General features: G+C 71.7%; 20 protein-coding genes. 11 read left to right on the plus strand and 9 right to left on the minus strand.

From position 1 onward, the window contains the following. The first annotated feature begins 5 nt into the window (after positions 1 to 5). On the plus strand, positions 6 to 1,472 hold the full coding sequence (locus OG885_RS26500) for a toll/interleukin-1 receptor domain-containing protein (protein ID WP_405735787.1): 1,467 nt from the start codon (positions 6 to 8) through the stop codon (positions 1,470 to 1,472). A 77-nt stretch (positions 1,473 to 1,549) separates the two neighbouring features. Continuing rightward, entirely contained in the window at positions 1,550 to 1,825 is a 276-nt protein-coding gene (locus OG885_RS26505; protein ID WP_399961121.1) for a DUF1876 domain-containing protein, read from the plus strand. 4 nt (positions 1,826 to 1,829) lie between these two features. On the opposite strand, the gene OG885_RS26510 is transcribed toward OG885_RS26505, so the two are convergent. The 6 genes from OG885_RS26510 to OG885_RS26535 all read right to left on the minus strand — a co-directional run bounded on the left by OG885_RS26510 (position 1,830) and on the right by OG885_RS26535 (position 6,633). Next, positions 1,830 to 2,984, minus strand: a complete 1,155-nt coding sequence (locus OG885_RS26510) for a serine hydrolase domain-containing protein (RefSeq protein ID WP_405735790.1) — start codon at positions 2,982 to 2,984, stop codon at positions 1,830 to 1,832. A gap of 34 nt (positions 2,985 to 3,018) precedes the next feature. Further along, entirely contained in the window at positions 3,019 to 3,480 is a 462-nt protein-coding gene (locus OG885_RS26515; protein WP_405735793.1) for an organic hydroperoxide resistance protein, read from the minus strand. A 107-nt stretch (positions 3,481 to 3,587) separates the two neighbouring features. Next, on the minus strand, positions 3,588 to 4,058 hold the full coding sequence (locus tag OG885_RS26520; RefSeq protein WP_405735795.1) for a MarR family winged helix-turn-helix transcriptional regulator: 471 nt from the start codon (positions 4,056 to 4,058) through the stop codon (positions 3,588 to 3,590). Between the two features lie 10 nt (positions 4,059 to 4,068). Beyond that, positions 4,069 to 4,836, minus strand: coding sequence for an energy-coupling factor ABC transporter ATP-binding protein (locus tag OG885_RS26525; protein WP_405735797.1), 768 nt, complete (start codon positions 4,834 to 4,836; stop codon positions 4,069 to 4,071). Next, entirely contained in the window at positions 4,824 to 5,585 is a 762-nt protein-coding gene (cbiQ, locus tag OG885_RS26530; protein WP_405735800.1) for a cobalt ECF transporter T component CbiQ, read from the minus strand. The genes OG885_RS26525 and cbiQ overlap by 13 nt, the downstream gene beginning before the upstream one ends. A 1-nt stretch (position 5,586) precedes the next feature. Next, complete coding sequence (locus OG885_RS26535) at positions 5,587 to 6,633, minus strand: energy-coupling factor ABC transporter permease (RefSeq protein ID WP_405735803.1); 1,047 nt, start codon at positions 6,631 to 6,633, stop codon at positions 5,587 to 5,589. A gap of 201 nt (positions 6,634 to 6,834) precedes the next feature. Here OG885_RS26535 and OG885_RS26540 point away from each other — a divergent pair, with 201 nt between their 5' ends. After that, positions 6,835 to 7,185 carry an SsgA family sporulation/cell division regulator gene (locus OG885_RS26540; protein WP_097265205.1) on the plus strand — a complete coding sequence of 117 codons (351 nt, stop codon included), beginning with the start codon at positions 6,835 to 6,837 and terminating at the stop codon, positions 7,183 to 7,185. On the opposite strand, the gene OG885_RS26545 is transcribed toward OG885_RS26540, so the two are convergent. The 3 genes from OG885_RS26545 to OG885_RS26555 all read right to left on the minus strand — a co-directional run bounded on the left by OG885_RS26545 (position 7,182) and on the right by OG885_RS26555 (position 12,437). Further along, positions 7,182 to 8,858: a penicillin-binding transpeptidase domain-containing protein gene (locus OG885_RS26545; protein WP_405735806.1), complete on the minus strand. Its 1,677-nt coding sequence runs from the start codon at positions 8,856 to 8,858 to the stop codon at positions 7,182 to 7,184. The two genes, OG885_RS26540 and OG885_RS26545, sit on opposite strands and share 4 nt — an antisense overlap. Before the next feature lie 98 nt (positions 8,859 to 8,956). Beyond that, on the minus strand, positions 8,957 to 10,591 hold the full coding sequence (locus OG885_RS26550; protein WP_405735808.1) for a penicillin-binding transpeptidase domain-containing protein: 1,635 nt from the start codon (positions 10,589 to 10,591) through the stop codon (positions 8,957 to 8,959). Between the two features lie 94 nt (positions 10,592 to 10,685). After that, complete coding sequence (locus OG885_RS26555; RefSeq protein WP_405735810.1) at positions 10,686 to 12,437, minus strand: dolichyl-phosphate-mannose--protein mannosyltransferase; 1,752 nt, start codon at positions 12,435 to 12,437, stop codon at positions 10,686 to 10,688. Positions 12,438 to 12,499: 62 nt separating this feature from the next. On the opposite strand from OG885_RS26555, the gene rsmI reads away from it, so the two are divergent. From rsmI to OG885_RS26595, 8 genes are all read left to right on the plus strand, one after another. After that, positions 12,500 to 13,348, plus strand: a complete 849-nt coding sequence (gene rsmI, locus OG885_RS26560) for a 16S rRNA (cytidine(1402)-2'-O)-methyltransferase (RefSeq protein WP_194081069.1) — start codon at positions 12,500 to 12,502, stop codon at positions 13,346 to 13,348. A 248-nt stretch (positions 13,349 to 13,596) separates the two neighbouring features. After that, positions 13,597 to 14,007, plus strand: coding sequence for a hypothetical protein (locus tag OG885_RS26565; RefSeq protein WP_405735813.1), 411 nt, complete (start codon positions 13,597 to 13,599; stop codon positions 14,005 to 14,007). 45 nt (positions 14,008 to 14,052) lie between these two features. Further along, positions 14,053 to 14,943 (plus strand): TatD family hydrolase, encoded by an 891-nt coding sequence (locus OG885_RS26570; protein ID WP_405735816.1) that lies wholly within the window; start codon positions 14,053 to 14,055, stop codon positions 14,941 to 14,943. A gap of 87 nt (positions 14,944 to 15,030) precedes the next feature. Continuing rightward, positions 15,031 to 16,374, plus strand: a complete 1,344-nt coding sequence (locus OG885_RS26575; protein ID WP_405735818.1) for a ubiquitin-like domain-containing protein — start codon at positions 15,031 to 15,033, stop codon at positions 16,372 to 16,374. Positions 16,375 to 16,462: 88 nt separating this feature from the next. Next, positions 16,463 to 17,341, plus strand: a complete 879-nt coding sequence (gene rsmA, locus OG885_RS26580; protein WP_405735821.1) for a 16S rRNA (adenine(1518)-N(6)/adenine(1519)-N(6))-dimethyltransferase RsmA — start codon at positions 16,463 to 16,465, stop codon at positions 17,339 to 17,341. Next, positions 17,338 to 18,240 (plus strand): 4-(cytidine 5'-diphospho)-2-C-methyl-D-erythritol kinase, encoded by a 903-nt coding sequence (locus OG885_RS26585; protein ID WP_405735824.1) that lies wholly within the window; start codon positions 17,338 to 17,340, stop codon positions 18,238 to 18,240. The genes rsmA and OG885_RS26585 overlap by 4 nt, the downstream gene beginning before the upstream one ends. Positions 18,241 to 18,396: 156 nt before the next feature. After that, a complete protein-coding gene (locus tag OG885_RS26590) occupies positions 18,397 to 19,488 on the plus strand; it encodes a peptidoglycan recognition family protein (RefSeq protein ID WP_405735826.1) in 1,092 nt (363 codons plus the stop codon). An 84-nt stretch (positions 19,489 to 19,572) separates the two neighbouring features. Beyond that, the gene (locus OG885_RS26595) at positions 19,573 to 21,375 is read left to right on the plus strand and encodes an ABC-F family ATP-binding cassette domain-containing protein (protein WP_405735829.1); all 1,803 of its coding nucleotides are present in this window, start codon (positions 19,573 to 19,575) and stop codon (positions 21,373 to 21,375) included. Positions 21,376 to 21,597: the final 222 nt, after the last annotated feature.

Consider the following 21,597-nt stretch of genomic DNA (forward strand, 5'->3'; position numbering starts at 1 on the left):
GGGCCATGAGCGGTGTCTTCATCAACTACCGCAGGGGCGGGCACTCCGGTGTCGTCGACGATCTCGACGCGGCGCTCGCGGGGCACTTCGGCCGCGGGCAGGTGTTCCTGGACCGGCCGTCCCTGCTGCCCGGTCAGCGGTTCGCGGACGCGCTGGCGGAGCGGGTCGGCGACTGCGACGCGCTGGTCGCCGTGCTCCACCCCGGCTGGGCGGACGCGCGGCATCCGTCCGGGGCCCGGCGGCTCGGGGACGAGGACGACTGGGTCCGGCGGGAGATCGAATGGGCGCTGGCGGGCGGGAAGTTCGTCCTGCCGGTGCTGCTCGACGGGGCCGAGATGCCCACCGCCGCCGAACTGCCCGACTCGCTCCGGGCGCTCGCCGGCCTCAACGCGCCCCGGCTGCGCGAGGCGCACTGGAGCGCCGACCTCGCCGTGGTGATCGCCGCGCTGGAGGGGAGCGTGCGCGCCGAGTGGCAGCCGGTCCCGGCGCCCGAGGAGCGCGGGGTGCGGCCCGGGCGGTGGCTCGGGGCGCTGACCGCGCTTCTCGCCGCGGCCGTCCTGGTCGGCGTGCCCGCGCTGCCGCAGGACGACGACTGGGTCGGCACCGGCGTGCTGCCGTACACCCTGACCGCCGCCCTGATGTGCTGTCTGCTGCTGTGCGCGCCGCTGGTCGCGGTCGCCGCCGTGCGGGTCGTACGGCGGTCCGTCGACGACCTGGAGCGTGAGCTGCACGCGGTCCGGCACCGGACGTACATCCGCAAGACCTGGCCGGTCGGGGTCGGGCTCGTCCTGGTCGGGGTGTACGGCGCGGTCCGCGGCGACCTGGGCATGGTGCAGGCGCTGGTCCTGCTGCTGGTCCTGGGTGTCGCGGTGGCCAGGGCGGCGGCGACCGACATCCGGTTGCGCCGCCGCGACGACGACCTGTGGGCCCGCTGGCCGCACCGGCTGCCCGAGCGGGTCGACCGGGCCGAACTGCGCCGCGCGGTGGCCCGGCTCCACCTCCGCCTCGACCGGATGACCGCCCCCCTCTCACGCGAGCAGCGGGAGAAGGCGGAGTGGGAGCTCGTCGACATCGGCGCGGCCGTCGGACGGGTCGCGGACGAGGCGGGGCGCACGCGCGGGGAGTGGCTGCGGCAGGACCATCCCTGGGTCCTCGCCGGGTATGTGCTGTGGCTGGCGCTGATCGCGGCGCTGGCGGTCGCGTCGGGGCTGGCCTTCGCCGACGCCGGGGAGGGGACGGTCCGGCGGTACGTGACGCTGGCGGTGGTGGTGCTGATCGGCGTACTGCTCGCGCTCGGCACACGGGAGTTCGCGTACCGGTATCAGCGGCGGCAACGGCGGGAGCTGGTACGGCAGGTGGGCGGGTTCCGGGCGACGCTGGCCGCGCGGGTGGCCGCGATGAGCCGGCCCGCGCGCACCAGGCCGACGGCGCCCGCGCCGCGGCCGGAGGAGTACGCGGAGCCCGAGCAGTGACCAGCCGGCTTCGGACGACTGGTCGCGGTCGCCTCTCCGGTAGCACTCTGGAAGGAGTTCTTCCGGAGGTGATCGTCATGATGCACACCACTGTGGGATGGCACGTCGAGATGGAGTTCATGGAGGACAGCGAGCACACGCGCGCGGTGGCGATGGTCCGGCTGCCCGACGGCAGCGAGGTACGGGCCCACGGCCAGGCCAGCCGCCACCACACCGACTCGAATCAGCCGCGGGTCGGCGAGGAGATCGCCGGTGCCCGCGCACTCAACGAGCTCGCCATGCGGTTGCTGACCAAGGCGCACGGCGAGATCGACGCGGCGTCCGGGCGGACGTCCCACCCGATCCACGTGTAGCCGGCTATACGGCTGCCCGTACCGCCCGCACCAGCGCCTGCGCCCGAGGATCCGCCGTGACCGTCTTGCGCAGGCCGTTGGTCACATAGCCGAAGGCGATGCCGGACTCGGGGTCGGCGAAGCCGAGCGAGCCGCCGCGGCCGGGGTGGCCGAAGGAGCCCGGGCCGAGGAACGGGGCCGCGCTGCCGTGCAGCATGTAGCCGAGGCCGAAACGGGTGTTGACCACCAGGACCCGGTCGGGCCCGGCGGACTCCTCGGCACGCGCCCGCTCCACGGTGGCCGGGGACAGCAGCCGGACGCCGTCCACCTCGCCGATCGTCGCCGCGTAGAAGCGGGCCAGACCGTCGGCCGTGGCGATCCCGTTGGTCGCGGGCAGGGCGCTCGCCCGGTAGGTAGGGTCGTTCTGGTCGGGGAAGGGGGTGATCGCGCCGAAGGCGCGGTTGGTGAGGGAGCCGGGATCCTTGTAGGCCTCGGTGACGGAGCGCCTCGGCCGCATCCGCAGCGCGGCGGCGGCCTCCGGGGCGTCGACCCGGCCCACGCGCCCGGCCCGGTGCGCCTCCGTCTCCGGCAGTCCCAGCCACAGGTCCGCCCCGAGCGGCCCGGCGATCCGCTCGGCGATCCACTCGCCGGTGCCGCGGCCCGTCACCCGTCGCACCAGCTCGTCCAGCAGCCAGCCGTACGTCAGCGCGTGATACCCGTGGTCCGTGCCGGGCTCCCACACGGGTGTCTGCGCGGCCACGGCCGCCGGGCCCGCCAGTGGGTCCAGGGCCTGCTCGGGGGTGATCGGGTGGTCGAGGACCGGCAGCCCGGCCCGGTGGTTGAGTACGTGTCGGACCAGCACCCGCTCCTTGCCGTGCGCCTTGAACTCCGGCCAGTACTCGCCGACCGGCGCGTCCAGGTCGAGCTGTCCGTGCTCGGCCAGCATCAGGGGTACGGCGGCGGCGACGCCCTTGGTCGCCGAGCGGACGATCTGGGCGGTGCCGCGCTGCCACGGTTCGCCGCCGTCGACGTCCTTGGTGCCGGCCCACAGGTCGACGACCCTGCGTCCGTCCCGGTACACGGTGACGGCGGCGCCCCGGTCGCCGAGCTGCTCGAAGTTGCGGACGAACGCGTCCCTGACCGGCTCGAAGCCCGCTTCGACCGTGCCGTTCACGTCCACGTCCGCACTCCTGTTCGCGCTGCTCGTCTCTCCTCTAGCCAAGCAGGATCGTCACGTCGATGTTCCCGCGGGTCGCGTTGGAGTACGGGCACACCTCATGGGCGGCGTCCACCAGCTGGCTCGCGACGGTCTGGTCGAGCACGGGGAGCGAGACGCTGAGGGCGACCGCCAGACCGTAGCCGCGCTGCGCGTTGGGGCCGATGCCGACCTTCGCGGCGACCGTGGAACCGGTCAGGTCGAACCCGGCCCGGCGGCCCACCAGCACCAGCGCGTTGTGGAAGCAGGCGCTGAAGCCCGCCGCGAACAGCTGCTCCGGGTTCGTGCCGTTGCCGTCGCCGCCCAGCGCCGGAGGCATCGCGACCTTCAGCGCGATCTGGCCGTCCTGGCTGGTGACGTACCCGTCCCGGCCGCCGTGGGCGGTGGCCTCGGCGACGTACATGATCTTCGTCGGGCGGGTGTCGACGGTGGTCGCGGTTTCCTCATTTGTGGCGGTCATGGCTGGCTCCCCCCAGAACAGGTGCGCACAAGAACATCGTGCACAAGGTACTGGCCGGTAGGTGAGTGTTGCATGACCAGGGGGTGGCAACCGCGGGTAACAGGAGCTCAGCGGGGGCGCTCGGCCGCCGAGTGCGCCTTCTCCGCGAGCTCCCACAACTCCTCGCGCAGCCTCGCGACGCCCGCGGTGTCGAGCCCCGTCGCCGACAGAAGCGCGCCGGGCACGCGGGCCGCGCGCTCCCGCAGTTCCTCCCCGCGCCCCGTGCACGCGACGAGCACCGAGCGCTCGTCGTGGGCCGCGCGCTCCCGGCGCACCACTCCCGCGCTCTCCAGCCGCTTGAGCAACGGCGACACCGTGCCGTAGTCGAGCCGCAGCGCCGCCGCCAGCTCCTTGACCGTCGTCTCGCCGCGCTCCCAGAGCACGAGCAGCACCAGGTACTGCGGGTAGGTGAGACCGAGTTCCTCCAGCAGCGGGCGGTACGCGGCCGTCACGGCGCGCTGGGCGGCGTACAGCGCGAAACACAGCTGCTCGTCGAGGAGCAGGGAGCCGTCGACCGCCGTGGGGTCCTCGTTCGTCACGCGCCCATTGTCACGGACGGTCCGACCCGGCGGACACCGAACGCGGATCGAAGCCGAACGGCAGCTCCAGGCGGTGGGCGCGCATCAGGTCGTCGTCGGAGAGCAGCTCGGACGTCTTGCCGTCGGCCGCGATGACGCCCTCGCTGAGGACGAGGGAGCGCGGGCACAGCTCCAGGGCGTACGGGAGGTCGTGCGTGACCATGAGGACCGTGACGTCCAGGGAGCGCAGGATGTCGGCGAGTTCGCGCCGGGAGGCGGGGTCGAGGTTGGAGGACGGCTCGTCGAGGACGAGGATCTCCGGTTCCATGGCGAGCACGGTGGCGACGGCCACGCGGCGGCGCTGGCCGAAGGAGAGGTGGTGCGGCGGGCGGTCCTTGAACTCCGCCATGCCGACGCGCGCCAGCGCACGGTCCACGCGCGCCTCCAGTTCCGCGCCCTTCACACCGGCGGCCGCCGGTCCGAACGCGACGTCCTCGCGCACGGTCGGCATGAACAGCTGGTCGTCCGGGTCCTGGAAGACGATCCCGACCCGGCGCCGGATCTCCGCCATGTGCCGTTTGCCGACGGGCAGTCCGGCGACGTGCACGCTGCCGGTGCCGCCGGACAGGATGCCGTTGAGATGGAGCACGAGGGTCGTCTTGCCGGCGCCGTTCGGCCCGAGCAGCGCGACCCGCTCCCCGCGCGCGACGGAGAAGTCCACGCCGAACAGGGCCTGATGCCCGTCGGGATAGGCGAAGGCGAGGCCGGAGACCTCCAGAGAAGCAGTCACAGCATCCATCCCAGCAGACATACGACAAGGGCGGCACCCGGCAGCGCGAACGCGTACGTCCACTGCGCCCGGGACGCGGTCACCTCGTCGATGACCGGCATCGAACCGGCGTAGCCCCGGCTCACCATGGCGAGGTGCACGCGCTCGCCGCGCTCGTAGGACCTGATGAACAGGGCGCCCGCCGACTTGGCGAGCACCCCCCAGTGCTTCACGCCCCGTGCCTCGAAGCCGCGCGACTCCCGCGCGATCCGCATGCGCCGCATCTCGTCGGTGATGACATCGCCGTAGCGGATCATGAAGGAGGCGATCTGCACGAGCAGCGGCGGGAGTTTCAGCCGCTGGAGCCCCAGCAGGAGTTCGCGCAGCTCGGTCGTCGAGGCGAGCAGCACCGAGGCCGCCACGCCGAGCGTGCCCTTGGCGAGCACGTTCCAGGCGCCCCACAGGCCGTTGACGCTCAGCGAGAGGCCCAGCACCTCGACCCGCTCGCCCTCCGCGACGAACGGCATCAGCACCGCGAACGCGACGAACGGCACCTCGATCAGCAGCCGTTTGAGCAGGAAGCCGGCGGGCACGCGCGCGAGGTACGTGACGACGCCCAGCAGGACGGCGTACAGCCCGAAGGCCCACATCGCCTCGCGCGGGGTGGAGACGACGACCACCACGAAACAGAACACCGCGGCGAGTTTGGTGTGCGGCGGCAGACCGTGCACGGGGGAGTGCCCGTGCCGGTAGAGCTTGTGCGCGTGTCCGGCACCCATCTCAGACGCCCGCGCTCACCGGGGTCACGTCCTTGGACGTACGCCGCCTGCGCACCGCCCAGAACACCGTGCTGCCCGCGACGACCGTGACGCCGACACCGATCACGCCCGCGAGACCGCCGGAGAGCCGGGCGTCGTCGACGTCCTTGACGCCGTAGTCGGCGAGGGGGGAGTCGGCGGAGGCGTGCTTCTCGGTGTTCTTGTCGATGCCCTGGTCGGCGGCGACCTTCTCCAGGCCGTCGGGGCTGGCGGAGGCGTAGAAGCTGACGCCGCCCGCGAGGACGAGGGAGGTGACCAGGCCGGCCAGCCACACCCTGCGGTGCGAGCGGGCGGCGACGGGGACGGCCACCGGGTCGGGCGCGTCGACGAGTTCGCCGTTCACCCGCAGCTTGAGCCGCTGGCGCAGGTCACGGGCGCCGTAGACCAGGTCCGGGCGGACGGCGACGACGGCGCCGACGGTCAGCGCGGTGATCGCGGCCTCGCCGACGCCGATCAGCACGTGCACGCCGACCATCGCGGTGGTGACCTTGCCGATGGAGACGTCGGTGGTGCCGCCGACCCAGTAGATCAGCGTGAAGGCCACGGCCGCGGCCGGGACGGAGAGCAGTGCGGCGGCGAAGGAGGCGACGGTGATCGAGCGGCGCTTACGGGGCAGCACCTTCACCAGGGCGCGGAAGACGGCGTACGCGACGACCGTCGTCACCACCGCCATGTCCGTGATGTTCACGCCGAGCGCGGTCAGCCCGCCGTCCGCGAAGAGGATGCCCTGCATGAGGAGGACGACGGAGACACAGAGGACCCCGGTGTAGGGGCCGACGAGGATCGCCGCGAGGGCGCCACCCAGGAGGTGGCCGCTGGTGCCCGCGGCGACGGGGAAGTTGAGCATCTGCACGGCGAAGATGAACGCCGCCACCAGGCCCGCCAGGGGCGCGGTGCGCTCGTCGAGCTCGCGGCGCGCACCGCGCAGGCTCACGGCTACGGCGGCCGCGGCGACCACTCCGGTCGCGGCGGATACGGGGGCGTCGATAAATCCATCAGGCACATGCACGGTTAGATGATGCGACTTAATGCGAACAACTTGCAAGAGCGAGCCGGTTGTGGGCTCGCTGTGGGTCTCGCCGCGGCTTCGCAGTGTGAGATGCCCGACGATGTCCGGCGTCCGGGGGCGCGCCCCGGAAAATATGCGACATTGGAGAGGAAGCGGTCGCACAGCTTCCGCACAGGTCACTCAGCGTAAGGGGCCGAGCCGATGTCCGTGGTCGAGCAGTACGCGCGAGCCCATATCGTCACCGACGCCGACATCACGGTCGCGGAACCCGAGGCGGTCCCCGTCGTCCTGCGCTACGACCCCGACGCCGACCCGCGCGCGGTACGCGTCGGCCTGCCGGGTCCCCATGAGTGGACCTTCGAGCGGGCGCTCCTCGAACAGGGCCTGCGGGCCCCGGTCGAGGCGGGCGACGTACGGGTGTGGCCGTGCGGCCGGGTGCAGGCTGTGGTCGAGTTCCACTCCACCCAGGGCGTCTCTGTGGTGCAGTTCGAGTCCAAGGCCCTGCTCAGGTTCCTGCGCCGCACCTACACGGCCACTCCGGTGAGCAGCTAGCTGCCCTTCTTCAGCAGCGCGGCCACGATCGGCCCGGCCGTGTCCCCGCCGTGCCCGCCCGCCTGGACGACACCGGCGGCGGCGAGGTCGCCGCGGTACGCGGTGAACCAGCCGTTGGGCTTCTTCTGGCCGTCGACCTCGGCCGAGCCGGTCTTCGCGCCGACGTTGCCGTAGACGCCCTGCATCGCCTCCGCCGCCGTGCCGTAGGCCGCCGTGTACGCCATCAGCTCGCGCAGCTGGGAGAGCGTGCCCGAGGACATCGTGCGCGAGGCCTTCGCGAGCGTGCGGCCGTCCACGTCGGGGGAGACCAGGTAGGGCTGCCGGAAGACGCCGGACTCCACGGTCGCCGACACCGACGCCATGTTCAGCGGGTTCATCCGCACCGCGCCCTGACCGATCAGCGAGGCCGCCATCTGGGCCTGCGACTGCACCGGCACCGAGCCGTCGAAGGTGGGCACGCCGACCGCCCAGTTGTTCATGGACAGCCCGAAGACCTGCTGGGCCTGCTGGGTCAGCGAGTCGTTCTCCAGCTTCGGCGCCTGGCTGATGAAGGCGGTGTTGCAGGAGCGGGCGAAGCTCGCCTTGAAGGTGCCGCCCTTGATGGAGAACTTGTCGTCGTTCTGGAACTTCCAGCCGCCGTACGTGAAGTACTTCGGGCACGGATGCGCCTTGTCGGCCGACGCCAGCCCCTTCTCGATGAGCAGCGAGGACGTGACGACCTTCATCGTCGAGCCCGGGGCCAGGGAGCCCTGGAAGGCCACGTTGAAGCCCTTGTTGGCGTTCGCGACGGCGAGGATCTCGCCGGTCGAGGGCCGCAGCACCACCACGGACGACTGCGCCCGCTTCGCGACCTGTGCCTCGGCCGCCGCCTGGAGGCCCGGGCTGAGCGTCGTCTTCACGGTCCCCGGCGTGCCCTTGCTCAGCTCCAGCAGGGTCTTGTCGGACAGCTTGGCCTTCTTCGACTCCTTGCCGCGCACGACCTGGAGTTCGACGCCCGCCTTGCCGCCGGCCTTCTTGCCGTACTTCTCGCGCAGCCCGTCGAGCACCGAGCCCAGCGACGGGTACTTCTCGGTGGTGATCTCCCCGCCGTCGCGGTCCATGGCCTTGACCGGCGGGGTCCCGGACTCGCCGGTGACGAGCGTGTCGCCGTCCTTCAGATCCGGGTGGACGACCGCGGAGTGCCAGTCGACCTGGGGCTTGCCGGTGGTGGTGTTCCGGACGACGGTGAGCGAACTGTCGTACGACAGCGGCTTGGAGGTGCCCTTGTACGCCACCGTGGCCTTCACCGCGAAGGGCACCTTGGCGCCGGTCGGGGTGCCGGGGGTAAGGGTGACGTCCTTGAGGTGGGCGTCCTTGGTGTAGCCGGTGAGGAGCTTCGTGGCGGCCTCGGTGTCGCTGGTGACGGCGGCGGCTTCGGCGACGTCGGCCTGCTGCCAGGACGTGAGGAACGTGCGCGCCGCGGTGGTGACCTCGGTCGCGGACAGCGGGCCCGTCTTCACCTTCGGCTTCTCGGCGGAGGCCGCCGAGGACGTACGGTCCTCGGCCGCCGCGCCGCCGCTGTACAGCACGTACCCGGCGAAGCCGGCGCCGCCGACGACCACGGCGACCATCCCGCCGATCACGGCGGGACGGTGCGTCCTACGTCGCTCGGCGACGCGCCTTCTCTTGCCCACAGCCTTCGTTCCTCCGTGAAATCACCGGGGTTCCCGTGCCCTCGTCCACCACGTCAACGACGGCGACCACCCTGGAGTCCCGTCCTGAGCGGGTGAGTTCAGTCTCCCGCCACCAGGACGGCCCGCACGATCGGGCCGGCCGCGTCGACACCGTGGCCACCCTGCTCGGTCATGGCGGCCGCCGCCACATCATTGCGGAAGCCGGTGAACCAGCTGTTCGAGGTGGCGTTCCCGTCGACCTCCGCCGAGCCGGTCTTCGCGCCGATGTCGTCCCCGGCCAGCCCCTGCATGATGCCCGTCGCGGTGCCCGGCGCCTGCGTGGCCGTCATCCGCATCATCTGCTTCAGCTGGACGACCGTGCTCGACCGCAGCCCCTCGGCGGTGGCCAGCTCGCGGCCGTCCAGCTTCGGCGAGACCAGGTACGGCTGGCGGAAGGCGCCGGTGATGGCGGTGGCCGTCACCGACGCCATGTTCAGCGGGTTCATGGTGACCTGGCCCTGGCCGATGGCGCCCGCCGCGCGGTCGGGGCCACTGACGGCCGGGACGCTGCCGTCCTGGGAGGTGATGCCGGTCTTCCAGTTGTCGCGCCCGAGCCCGAACTTGTTCTGCGCCTCGGCCGTCAACGAGTCGTCGGTCAGCGGCTTCTCGTCGATCAGCTTGATGAAGGCGGTGTTGCAGGACCGCATGAAACTGTTGGCGAGCGTGGCGCTCTCGTTGGGCTGCATGTTCTTGAGGTTGTGGAAGGTCTGCCCCTGCCACACCGCGTCGGGCGGACAGGGCGCCGGGCCGTTCATCGAGGTCACGCCGTTGTCGATGAGCATCGCCGAGGTGACGATCTTCCAGGTGGAACCCGGGGCGACCTTGCCCTCGAAGGCCGCGTTGAAGCCGTCGTCGCGGTGGTTGGCGACCGCCAGCACCTCGCCGGTGCTCGGCTTGACCGCGACCACCGAGGAGTTGTCGTACTGGGTCACCGCCTTCTCGGCGGCGGCCTGCGCGCCCGCGCTGATCGTGGTCTGGAGCTTGCCCGCCCTGCCCTTGGAGAGCGTCAGCAGCGAGGTGTCGGGAGCGCCGTCGGCCTCGTGGCGTACGTACAGCTCGACGCCCGGCGAACCGCCCGCCTTGGCGCCGTACTTCTCGCGCAGCGCGTCCAGGATCGGGCCGAGGGAGGGGTACTTGTCCTTCGTCAGCACCTTGCCGTCGCGGTCCACGGCCTCGATGGGCGGCGTGGCGGACGAGCCGGTGACGAGGCTGTCCTGGTCGGAGCGCAGCTCCGGGTGGACCACGGACGGCTTCCAGTCGACCAGCGCCCTGCCGGTGGTGATCCCGCGCACGACCTTCAGCGAGCTCTTGTACGACAGCGGTGCGGACTTGCCCTCGTACGACACCTTCGCCTTCACCGTGAACGGCACCGTGGTCCCCTGGGCGGTGCCGGGCGTGATCCTCACGCCGGTGATGTGCGCGTCCTCGGCGTACGACGTCAGCAGGGTCTGCGCCGCCGCGTTGTTGTCGGTGAACTGGGCCGCGGCCGCCGCCGAACCCTTCTCCCAGTCGGCGAAGAACTTCTGCGATGTCTCCTTGACCTCGTCGGCGTCGGGCGGCCCGGTCTTGACCTCGGTGCCGGAACCCCCGTCGCCGTTCAGCGCGGACACGATGTTGAACGCGCCGTACCCGGCACCGCCCACCATCACGGCGAACACACTGCCGATGATGGTGACCTTGACCCCCTTGTTCATGGAACTGAACCCCTCCCCGTTATCAGTCCTCCGCACCCTAAGTGGGCCGAGTGAAAACCGTGAGGGGTGTTTCCCTTTGTGGCCGAGTTGTTGACTAGACCCAGGTATCCAGCCACATCCGTGAACGCCAGTCATCGATCGGGATGGCGGTTCCGGTGTACAGGGGCCAGAAGTAGATGAAGTTCCAGGCGATCAGCAGCACCAGAACGCCCGCCCCGGTCGCCCCCGCCACCCGCCGGGTGTCACTCGCCCCGGGCGGTCCGACGATCGCACCGATCATCATCGCCACGGCCAGGCACAGGAAGGGCAGGAAGACGACGGCGTAGAAGAAGAAGATCGTCCGCTCCTGGTACATGAACCAGGGCAGATAACCGGCCGCGATACCGCAGGCGATGGCGCCCGCGCGCCAGTCCCGGCGGAAGAACCAGCGCCACAGCACGTACAGCACGGCGAAGGCCGCCGCCCACCACAGCAGCGGGGTGCCGATCGCGAGGACCTCGCGCGCGCACTTCTCCGTCGCGTCGACCGGGCAGCCGTCCTTGCCGGCCGCCGGGGACTCGTAGAAGTACGACACCGGGCGGCCGTCGACGATCCAGCTCCACGGGTTGGACTGGTAGGTGTGCGGGGAGCTGAGGCCGACATGGAACTCGTAGACCTGGTGCTCGTAGTGCCACAGGCTGCGCCACCAGTCCGGGAACAGCCAGGACCAGTTGCTGTCCTTGCCGTCGGTCACGGCCCAGTTGCGGTAGTAGCCGCCGGTGCCGTCGGTCGGGGAGAGGATCCAGCCGAGCCAGGACAGCAGGTACGTGGCGATCGCGACCGGGACGGTGGCCAGGAAGGTGATGCCGAGGTCGCGCTTGAGGACGGCCGTGTACGGGTGGCGGGCGCCGGCGACCTTGCGCGAGCCGACGTCCCACAGCACGGCCATCACACAGAACGCGGCCATGATGTACAGGCCGTTCCACTTGGTGCCGATGGCCAGGCCCAGCATCAGGCCCGCCAGCCAGCGCCAGGGGCGCCAGCCGAAGCGGGTGGTCTCCGCGGTGTGCCGGTCCGGGCGGACCCGGCCGTCCGCGTCGACCGGCAGCGCGGCGGCGAGTTTCTCGCGCGCCTTGTCCCGGTCGACGACCAGGCAGCCGAACGCGGCCAGCACGAAGAACATCAGCACACCGTCGAGCAGCGAGGTGCGGGCCATCACGAACGCCAGCCCGTCCACCGCCATCAGCGCGCCCGCGAGACAGCCGAGGAACGTCGAGCGGAAGATCCGGCGGCCGATCCGGCACAGCATCAGCACCGACAGCGTGCCGAGCAGCGCCGTCATGAACCGCCAGCCGAACGGGTCGAAGCCGAACACCAGCTCGCCGAGCCCGATGACGTACTTGCCGACCGGCGGATGCACGACGTACGACGCGTCCGTCGGGATCGTCACCTTGCTGCCGATGTCGAGGATGACGTCGTTGGCGTTCTTGTCCCAGGACACCTCGAAGCCGCGATGGACGATCGCCCACGCGTCCTTGGCGTAGTACGTCTCGTCGAATATCACCGCCTTGGGGCTGCCCAGGTGCCAGAACCGGATCACGCCCGCGAACAGCGTGACGAGCAGCGGACCGCCCCAGCCGGACCAGCGCACGAGCCGGTCGACCAGCGTCTTCGGCAGTCCCAGCGCCGCCCACATGCGCGGGTTGGGCCGCGCGTACGGCGGCACCAACCGGTCCCGGACATCGCTGTGGGGCCCGGCCGAGTAGCCGAAACGCCGCAGTCGCTGCTGCCACGAAGGCCGCTGGTCCTGCGGCGCCTGGTCCTGCCGGGTGTCCGTGGAGTCCATGGACGACGCTGTACTGGTCACCGCGCCATCGTAGGGAACACGTCTGTGGGAGTCCCGTGGATGGGCCCTGCGAGGATGGAAACGTGACAGGAACCCTTGTTTTGGCAGGCACCCCCATCGGTGACATCGCGGACGCCCCGCCCCGGCTGGCCGAGGAACTCGCCGGTGCGGACGTGATCGCCGCCGAGGACACCCGACGGCTGCGGCGCCTCACCCAGGCGCTCGGCGTCACCCCCAAGGGGCGTGTCGTGTCGTACTTCGAGGGCAACGAGGCGGCTCGTACGCCCGAGCTGGTCGAGGAACTCGTCGGCGGCGCGCGTGTGCTGCTGGTGACGGACGCCGGCATGCCGTCGGTGTCGGACCCCGGCTACCGGCTCGTCGCCGCCTGCGTCGAGAAGGACGTCCGGGTGACCGCGGTGCCGGGCCCGTCCGCCGTGCTGACCGCGCTCGCGCTGTCCGGGCTGCCCGTCGACCGGTTCTGCTTCGAGGGGTTCCTGCCCCGGAAGGCGGGGGAGCGGCTGTCGCGGCTGCGGGAGGTCGCCGAGGAGCGGCGCACCCTCGTCTACTTCGAGGCTCCGCACCGGCTCGACGACACCCTCGCCGCGATGGCCTCCGTCTTCGGCGAGGAGCGGCGGGCGGCCGTCTGCCGCGAGCTGACCAAGACGTACGAGGAGGTCAAGCGCGGTCCGCTCGGGGAGCTCGCGGCGTGGGCGGCGGAGGGCGTGCGCGGGGAGATCACCGTCGTCGTGGAGGGGGCGCCCGAGAGGGGCGCGCAGGACGTGAGCGCCGAGGAGCTCGTGCGCCGGGTGCGCGTGCGGGAGGAGGCCGGCGAGCGCCGCAAGGAGGCGATCGCGGCGGTTGCGGTCGAGGCGGGGCTGCCCAAGCGGGAGGTCTTCGACGCGGTCGTGGCGGCGAAGAACGCGGGGGCGTAGCGACGTCTGTGAAGGGGGCGTAAAAGCGCCCCTGAGCAGGGCGCTTCTCCTCTGAGCGCGCGCCCCACGCGCAGGCAAAGGGCGACGGCCGAAGGCAAAGCCCAGCCCCCGTCGGCAGGGCCGTTTTGGCAAGGAAGGTCCAAATCGGATCCAACAGTCGACAGGGCTGATGCATTCGCGGCGGCGGAAGCGTCCACTGGTCGAAGGGACGCACCCGTCCCGGTGTCCAGCGGACCAGAGGAGCTGGCATGAGCGAGATCGCAGGGCAGACCGCCGCACTGCGCAGTGGCGCCACCGCCGTCGTCCACGAGTCGTACTCCTTCGCCTGCATGCGCTGCGGGCACGGCTGGGAACAGTCGTACGAGATAGAGCACCACACCGACGCCGACGGCCATGAGTTCGTCATCTACGTCGCCGACCAGCAGGTCGTGCCGTCGCCGCTGTCCCGGCCCACCTGCCAGAACTGCGACGGCCACGTCGTGCGCATCATGCGGCCGGGCCAGGTCTCCTCGGTGCTCGACGCGGTGCACCGTCATGAGCACCGCACCCCGCAGGCCGGCCCCGTGGAGGTGCCGGAGGTGCCCGCGCAGGGCAAGGAGCGCCACCACTGGCAGCTGTCCGATCTCCTGCACCCGTTCCACCACCGCAAGGCGAGCTGAGCTCCGCCGGTCCGGGTGGGCATGCCCCTTTCGTAGGATCGGGGCATGCCTTCGAACTCCTCCGCCGCCTCCGACAAGAACGCGGCGCCGCCGCTCCCGGAGCCCCTCCGGGTGCCCGTGGCCGACTCCCACACCCACCTGGACATGCAGTCCGGGACGGTGGAGGAGGCGCTCGCGAAGGCCGCGGCGGTGGGCGTGACCACGGTGGTGCAGGTCGGCTGCGACCTCAAGGGCTCGCGGTGGGCCGCCAAGACGGCCGCCGCCTTCGAGAGCGTCCACGCGACCGTCGCCCTGCACCCCAACGAGGCGCCGCGCATCGTGCACGGCGACCCCGACGGCTGGTCCCGGCAGGGTGCCCGGCAGCCGGGGGGAGCGCACGCGCTCGACGAGGCGCTCGCCGAGATCGACCGCCTCGCCGCCCTCCCCCAGGTGAAGGGCGTCGGCGAGACCGGCCTCGACTACTTCCGCACCGGGCCCGAGGGCAAGGAGGCGCAGGAGCGCTCCTTCCGCGCCCACATCGAGATCGCCAAACGGCACGGCAAGGCCCTCGTCATCCACGACCGCGACGCCCACGAGGACGTCCTGCGCGTGCTGAAGGAGGAGGGCGCACCGGAGCGGACGGTGTTCCACTGCTACTCCGGGGACGCGGAGATGGCCGAGGTGTGCGCCCGCGAGGGCTACTTCATGTCCTTCGCCGGCAACGTCACCTTCAAGAACGCCCAGAACCTGCGGGACGCGGTGGCGGTGGCCCCGCTCGACCTGCTCCTGGTGGAGACCGACGCGCCCTTCCTGACGCCGGTGCCGTACCGCGGACGGCCCAACGCGCCCTACCTGATTCCGGTCACGGTGCGCGCGATGGCGGCGGTGCGCGGGATCGACGAGGACGCCCTGGCCACGGCCGTCGCCGTCAACACGGCACGCGCGTTCGGCTACTGAACACCACGCTGCGTACTCGCGTCGCTTTGGAGAGTGACGGCCGCTCCGCTAGGTTCTGTCTCTCTCTGGACCCTGGAGCGTGTCGGCGTGAGCAACTCCCAGTACCAGACGTGCGAGCCGTACGGCGCGGCCTACGACCCGCACAACGCGGAGACGCTGGCCTACGGCGTGCAGATGGCGCCGACGCCTACGCCGCCGATGCCGGTGGCGTACGAGGACACGTACCGGCCCGCCTACGACCTGCCCGGCGTACCCACGCCAGCGTCCGAGCCCGTCGCGCGCCCCGGAGCGGGTCGGCGGGCCGCGCGTCGGCGGAAGCCGCGGGGTCCCGAGCGCGTGGACAACACCATGCGACGGCTGCTGCCGCAGGCGCTGGTCGTCGCGTTCCTCGCGGGCGGGACCACCGCCTTCGTCGCCAAGGACAAGGCCATCGAGCTGAATGTCGACGGCAAGCCGCGCACCCTGCACACCTTCGCGGACGACGTCACCGAGCTGCTCGCCGAGGAGGGCGTCGAGGTGGGGGCGCACGACGTGGTCGCGCCCGCCCCCGGGACGGCGCTCAGCAGCGGCGACGAGATCGCGGTGCATTACGGGCGCCCCGTACGGCTCACCATCGACGGGCAGCGACACGAAGTGTGGACCACGGCGCACACGGTGGAGGGGGCGCTCAGACAGCTGGGGGTGCGTGCCGAGGGCGCGTATCTGTCGGCCGCGCGCTCCCAGCGCATCGGGCGCGGGGGGCTCACGCTGGACGTGCGCACCGAGCGCGCGGTCACCGTCATGGCCGACGGACGGTCACGGACCGTCCGCACCAACGCGGCGACCGTCCGCGAGGTCGTCGAGGAGGCCGGCATCACGCTGCGCGGGCAGGACACCACGTCGGTCGCGCCGGGGAGCTTCCCGCGCGACGGGCAGACGGTGACCGTGCTGCGGATCACCGGCACCAAGGAGGTCCGCGAGGAGTCGATCCCGTTCCGCGTGGAGCGGAGTGCTGACCCCACGCAGTTCAAGGGCACGGAGGTCGTCGAGCAGGCCGGACGGGAAGGGCTGCGGCGGGTCACCTACTCCCTGCGCATCGTCAACGGGGTCCGGCAGAAGCCGCGGCGGATCAGGACCGAGGTGGTGCGCGAGCCGCGGGCCCAGGTGGTGAAGGTGGGGACGAAGCCCATGCCGACGTCGGTGCAGGGGGCGGACGGGCTGAACTGGCAGGGGCTCGCGGCGTGCGAGTCCGGCGGGCGGCCCGGCGCGGTGGACCCGTCGGGTACGTACGGCGGCCTGTACCAGTTCGACACGCAGACCTGGCAGTCGCTGGGCGGGAGCGGACGCCCGCAGGACGCGTCGGCGGCGGAGCAGACGTTGCGGGCGAAGAAGCTGTACGTGCGGCGGGGGGCGAGTCCGTGGCCGCATTGTGGGCGTCGGCTGCACGGCTGAGCGGGGTGGGGCTGGGGCTGGGCGGGTGGCACCCCTCGCAGCCATGGCGGCGGACAGCTGAGCCGAGTCGCCCCCGTACCCTTGTCCCGTGACCAGCAGCCCCACCCCCGACGCCCTCCTCGGTCCCGCCGACATCCGTGAGCTCGCGGATGTGCTCGGTGTGCGGCCGACCAAGCAGCGCGGACAGAACTTCGTCATCGACGCGAACACGGTCCGCCGGATCGTCCGTACCGCGGGCGTACGGCCGGACGACGTGGTCGTGGAGGTCGGGCCGGGACTCGGGTCGCTCACGCTCGCGCTGCTGGAGGCCGCCGAGCGCGTCACGGCCGTCGAGATCGACGACGTACTCGCCTCGGCCCTGCCCGCCACCATCGCCGCGCGCATGCCGACGCGGGCCGAGCGGTTCGCGCTGGTGCACTCCGACGCCATGCAGGTCGCCGAGCTGCCGGGGCCGCCCCCGACCGCGCTGGTCGCGAACCTGCCGTACAACGTCGCCGTGCCCGTGCTGCTGCACATGCTCGACACCTTCCCGAGCATCGAGCGCACCCTCGTCATGGTGCAGGCGGAGGTCGCCGACCGGCTCGCCGCCGGGCCCGGCTCCCGGGTGTACGGGGTGCCGTCCGTCAAGGCCAACTGGTACGCCGAGGTCAAGCGCGCCGGTTCCATCGGGCGCAACGTCTTCTGGCCGGCGCCCAACGTCGACAGCGGGCTCGTGTCGCTGGTGCGGCGGGCGGAGCCGATCAAGACCAGCGCCTCCAAGCGTGAGGTCTTCGCCGTCGTGGACGCCGCGTTCGCGCAGCGCCGCAAGACCCTGCGGGCCGCCCTCGCCGGCTGGGCCGGGTCCGCGGCCGCCGCCGAGGCCGCGCTCGTCGCCGCCGGGGTCTCCCCGCAGGCGCGCGGGGAGGCGCTCACCGTGGAGGAGTTCGCGCGGATCGCCGAGAACAAGGTGGAGCAGGAGCAGCAGTGAGCGTCACCGTCCGCGTTCCCGCCAAGGTCAACGTCCAGCTCGCCGTGGGTGCCGCCCGCGCCGACGGGTTCCACGACCTCGCCAACGTCTTCCTCGCCGTCGGGCTCTTCGACGAGGTGACGGTCACCCCCGCCGACGAGCTCAGGGTCACCTGCGAGGGCCCGGACGCCGCCCTGGTCCCCCTCGACCGGACGAACCTCGCGGCGCGGGCCGCGCTGATCCTCGCCGAACGCCGGGGCATCGAGCCCGCCGTCCACCTGCACATCGCCAAGGACATCCCCGTCGCCGGCGGCATGGCGGGCGGGAGCGCCGACGGCGCGGGCGCGCTGCTCGCCTGCGACGCGCTGTGGGGCACGAACGCCTCCCGTGAGGAACTCCTGGACATCTGCGCCGAGTTGGGCAGCGACGTGCCGTTCAGCCTGGTCGGCGGGGCGGCGCTCGGCGTCGGCCGCGGGGAGAAGCTCACGGTCCTCGAAGTCGGCGGGACCTTCCACTGGGTCTTCGCGATGGCGGAGCGCGGGCTGTCCACCCCGGCCGTGTTCCGGCAGTTCGACCGGCTGACCGAGCACGTGGAGGTGCCCGAGCCCGTCGCCTCCGAGGCGCTGCTCGACGCGCTCGCCGCGGGCGACCCCGAGGCGCTCGCCGCCGCCGTCTCCAACGACCTCCAGCCCGCCGCCCTCTCCCTCTTCCCGGAGCTCGCCGACACCCTCGCGACCGGCAGCGGCGCCGGTGCGCTGGCAGCCCTGGTGTCGGGGTCGGGGCCGACGACGGCGTTCCTCGTGCGCGACCCGGAGTCCGCCGCGAAGGTGGCCGAGGCGCTGCGCGCGTCCGGTACGTGCCGTTCCGTGCGCGTCGCGTCGGGGCCCGTGTCGGGCGCCACCGTGGTGGCCGGAAACTGACGCTTCCCCCAGCAGGGGGTCGGCGGCGCCGGGGCGTGACCATGTCTTCGCGCTATCTCCACACCGATTACCGCGAACGCGGTACGTGAGGGAAAGCAGGGGCCTCTAGGGTCACTTGATACTTCAAGTGGCCCCCCTGGAAGGCAAGGCACGTCCGTGTCCGAACAACCCCCCACCCCCGCCCACCGCCGCAAGCGGTCCCTGTCACGCCGTGGCGTGATCGGGGCCGCCGGAGCCGTCGCCGCCGGGGCCGCCCTGACCCCGGTGGTCTTCGCGGCGACCGACAGCGACTCCGACTCCGGTACGACCGACACCGGCACCACCCCCGAGAAGTTCCCGGCGACCCGCTCCGACGCCACCACCGGCACCGGCACGGCCACCACCGCCTTCGCCGCCTCCTATGTCGGCGTCCGCTGGAACGGCCCCGCGGCCTCCCTGCGCCTCCCCGACGGCGACTGGAAGACGCTGGGCGGCGGCTGCGCGACCGTCGAGGAGGGCGGGGCGGCCCTGGTCGCGACGGCGCCTGTCACGTCGTACGACCTCAAAGCCGCGGACGGCACCACGGACGTGCGCTCGCTCGCGATCGACACCACCGACGGCCCCCGGCGCACCGTCGAGGTGCCCTCGGAGCCCACGCGCGTGCGCGGCGTGCGTTACCTCTCGCGTCCGGCGTGGGGTGCGGACGAGGCGAAGCGGTACAAGGACGGCGTGGTCAACTCGCCGGAGAAGTACTACGCGTTGCAGGCGATCACCGTCCACCACACGGACACCCCGAACGGCGACGCCGACCCCGCCGCGACCGTCCGGGCGATCTACGAGTACCACGCGGTCACCCTCGACTGGGGCGACATCGGCTACCACTTCCTGATCGACGAGGCCGGTGTCGTCTACGAGGGCCGCTACTCCGGCGACGACGGCGTCCCCGCCTTCGACCCGGACGGCAACGTCGTCACCGCCTTCCACACCGCCGGCTACAACTCCGGCAACCTCGGCATCGCATTGCTCGGCACCCTCACCGAGCAGGGCCCGACGGACGCGGCGAAGGCCTCGCTGACCCGCCTGATCAAGGTCATCGCCCGCTTCAAGGGCCTCGACCCGCAGGCGAGGATCACGTACACCAACCCGGTCAACGGCGTCACCAAGGACGCGACCACCGTCAGCGGCCACCGTGACTGGCTCCAGACCGACTGCCCGGGACAGACGATGTACGACCTGCTCGACGAGGTCAGGGCGGCCGCAGGACGCTGACCTGCGCAGACCTGCGGGGGGATCGGCGAGCGAACGGCGCGCACTAGGCTGGGAGGCTGATCGATCCCCCTCGTCAGGAGAGAAATGGCCGTCAACCTGGTCAATGTCGAGAACGTCAGCAAGGTGTACGGCACCCGTGCCCTGCTGGACGGCGTCTCGCTCGGCGTCTCCGAGGGCGATCGGATCGGTGTCGTGGGCCGCAACGGTGACGGCAAGACCACCCTGATCCGGATGCTGGCCAAGCAGGAGGAGGCCGACACCGGCCGGGTCACGCACTCCGGCGGACTGCGCATCGGCGTCCTCACCCAGCACGACTCCCTCGACTCGACGGCGACCGTCCGCCACGAGGTCATCCGGGACCTGGCCGACCACGAGTGGGCCGGCAACGCCAAGATCCGGGACGTACTGACGGGCCTGTTCGGCGGGCTCGACCTGCCGGGCTTCCCGCAGGGCCTCGACACCGTCATCGGCCCGCTCTCCGGTGGCGAGCGCCGCCGGATCGCGCTCGCCAAGCTGCTCATCGAGGAACAGGACCTGATCGTCCTCGACGAGCCGACCAACCACCTCGACGTCGAGGGCATCTCCTGGCTCGCCCAGCATCTGCGCGAGCGCCGCTCCGCGCTCGTCTGCGTCACCCACGACCGCTGGTTCCTCGACCAGGTCTGCACCCGCATGTGGGACGTGCAGAAGGGCGACGTCTACGAGTACGAGGGCGGCTACTCCGACTACGTCTTCGCCCGCGCCGAGCGCGAGCGCATCGCGGCGACCGAGGAGACCAAGCGGCAGAACCTGGTCCGCAAGGAGCTGGCCTGGCTGCGCCGCGGCGCCCCCGCCCGTACGTCGAAGCCCCGCTTCAGGGTCGAGGCCGCCAACGAGCTCATCAAGGACGTGCCGCCGCCGCGCGACACCAGCGAGCTGATGAAGTTCGCCTCCTCGCGGCTCGGCAAGACGGTCTTCGACCTGGAGGACGTGACCGTCCAGGCCGGGCCCAAGGTGCTGCTCAAGCACGTCACCTGGCAGCTCGGCCCGGGTGACCGCGTCGGCCTCGTCGGCGTCAACGGCGCCGGCAAGACCTCGCTGCTGCGGGCCATGGCCCAGGCCGCCCGCACCGAGGGCGAGACCCAGCCGGCCGGCGGCCGGGTCGTCGTCGGCAAGACGGTCAAGCTGGCCTACCTCTCCCAGGAGGTCGCCGAGCTCAACCCCGCTCTGCGCGTCCTGGAGGCCGTCCAGCAGGTGCGCGACCGCGTCGACCTCGGCAAGGGCCGCGAGATGACCGCCGGGCAGCTGTGCGAGACGTTCGGCTTCTCCAAGGAGAAGCAGTGGACGCCGGTCGGCGACCTGTCCGGCGGCGAGCGGCGCAGGCTCCAGCTGCTGCGGCTGCTGATGGACGAGCCCAACGTCCTCTTCCTCGACGAGCCCACCAACGACCTCGACATCGAGACCCTGACCCAGCTGGAGGACCTCCTCGACGGCTGGCCCGGCTCGATGATCGTCATCTCCCACGACCGGTTCTTCGTCGAGCGCACGACCGACCGTGTCTTCGCGCTCCTCGGCGACGCCACCCTCAGGATGCTGCCGCGCGGTATCGACGAGTACATCGAGCGCCGCCACAAGATGGAGCAGGCCGCGGCGGCCTCCGCGCCGGTCGTGCAGAAGGCCGCCCCGGAGAAGAGCGCCGCCGACCAGCGTGCCGCCAAGAAGGAACTCCAGAAGATCGAGCGGCAGCTCGACAAGCTCTCCGAGAGGGAGACCAAGCTGCACGCCCATATCGCCGAGAACGCGACAGACTTCGCGAAGGTGGCCGAACTCGACGCGGAGCTGCGTGACTTGGCCGGCGAGCGCGACGAACTGGAGCTGCGCTGGCTGGAACTCGCCGAGGACGCGTGAGGGCGGGCGCGGCGGCGCTGGTGGGCGGCGCGCGCGCCGCGTGAAGGGCGCGTGAAGGCGCATAACAGTGGCATCACGGGCCGGTCCTCCCTTGGGTACAGGGGGTGATCGGCCCGGGTCCCTGTCAGTCCCGAGTGATAGAAAGAGCCGTCTGAGAACTTTCTGAGTACGACTCTGAGCCGTTACGTACCTCAGGGCGTGGCTAAAAATCAGTGAACGAGG

The organism is Streptomyces sp. NBC_00028 (assembly GCF_045041065.1).
Classification (GTDB): Bacteria; Actinomycetota; Actinomycetes; order Streptomycetales; family Streptomycetaceae; genus Streptomyces.

Excerpts from the sequence above, each read along its gene's own strand:
- OG885_RS26595 (WP_405735829.1), top strand. The coding sequence starts at position 19,573 with ATGGCCGTCAACCTGGTCAATGTCGAGAACGTCAGCAAGGTGTACGGC.
- OG885_RS26540 (WP_097265205.1), top strand. The coding sequence starts at position 6,835 with ATGTCCGTGGTCGAGCAGTACGCGCGAGCCCATATCGTCACCGACGCC.
- OG885_RS26565 (WP_405735813.1), top strand. The coding sequence starts at position 13,597 with ATGAGCGAGATCGCAGGGCAGACCGCCGCACTGCGCAGTGGCGCCACC.
- cbiQ (WP_405735800.1), bottom strand. The coding sequence starts at position 5,585 with ATGGGTGCCGGACACGCGCACAAGCTCTACCGGCACGGGCACTCCCCC.
- OG885_RS26525 (WP_405735797.1), bottom strand. The coding sequence starts at position 4,836 with ATGGATGCTGTGACTGCTTCTCTGGAGGTCTCCGGCCTCGCCTTCGCC.
- OG885_RS26515 (WP_405735793.1), bottom strand. The coding sequence starts at position 3,480 with ATGACCGCCACAAATGAGGAAACCGCGACCACCGTCGACACCCGCCCG.
- OG885_RS26500 (WP_405735787.1), top strand. The coding sequence starts at position 6 with ATGAGCGGTGTCTTCATCAACTACCGCAGGGGCGGGCACTCCGGTGTC.
- OG885_RS26570 (WP_405735816.1), top strand. The coding sequence starts at position 14,053 with ATGCCTTCGAACTCCTCCGCCGCCTCCGACAAGAACGCGGCGCCGCCG.
- OG885_RS26505 (WP_399961121.1), top strand. The coding sequence starts at position 1,550 with ATGATGCACACCACTGTGGGATGGCACGTCGAGATGGAGTTCATGGAG.
- OG885_RS26550 (WP_405735808.1), bottom strand. The coding sequence starts at position 10,591 with ATGAACAAGGGGGTCAAGGTCACCATCATCGGCAGTGTGTTCGCCGTG.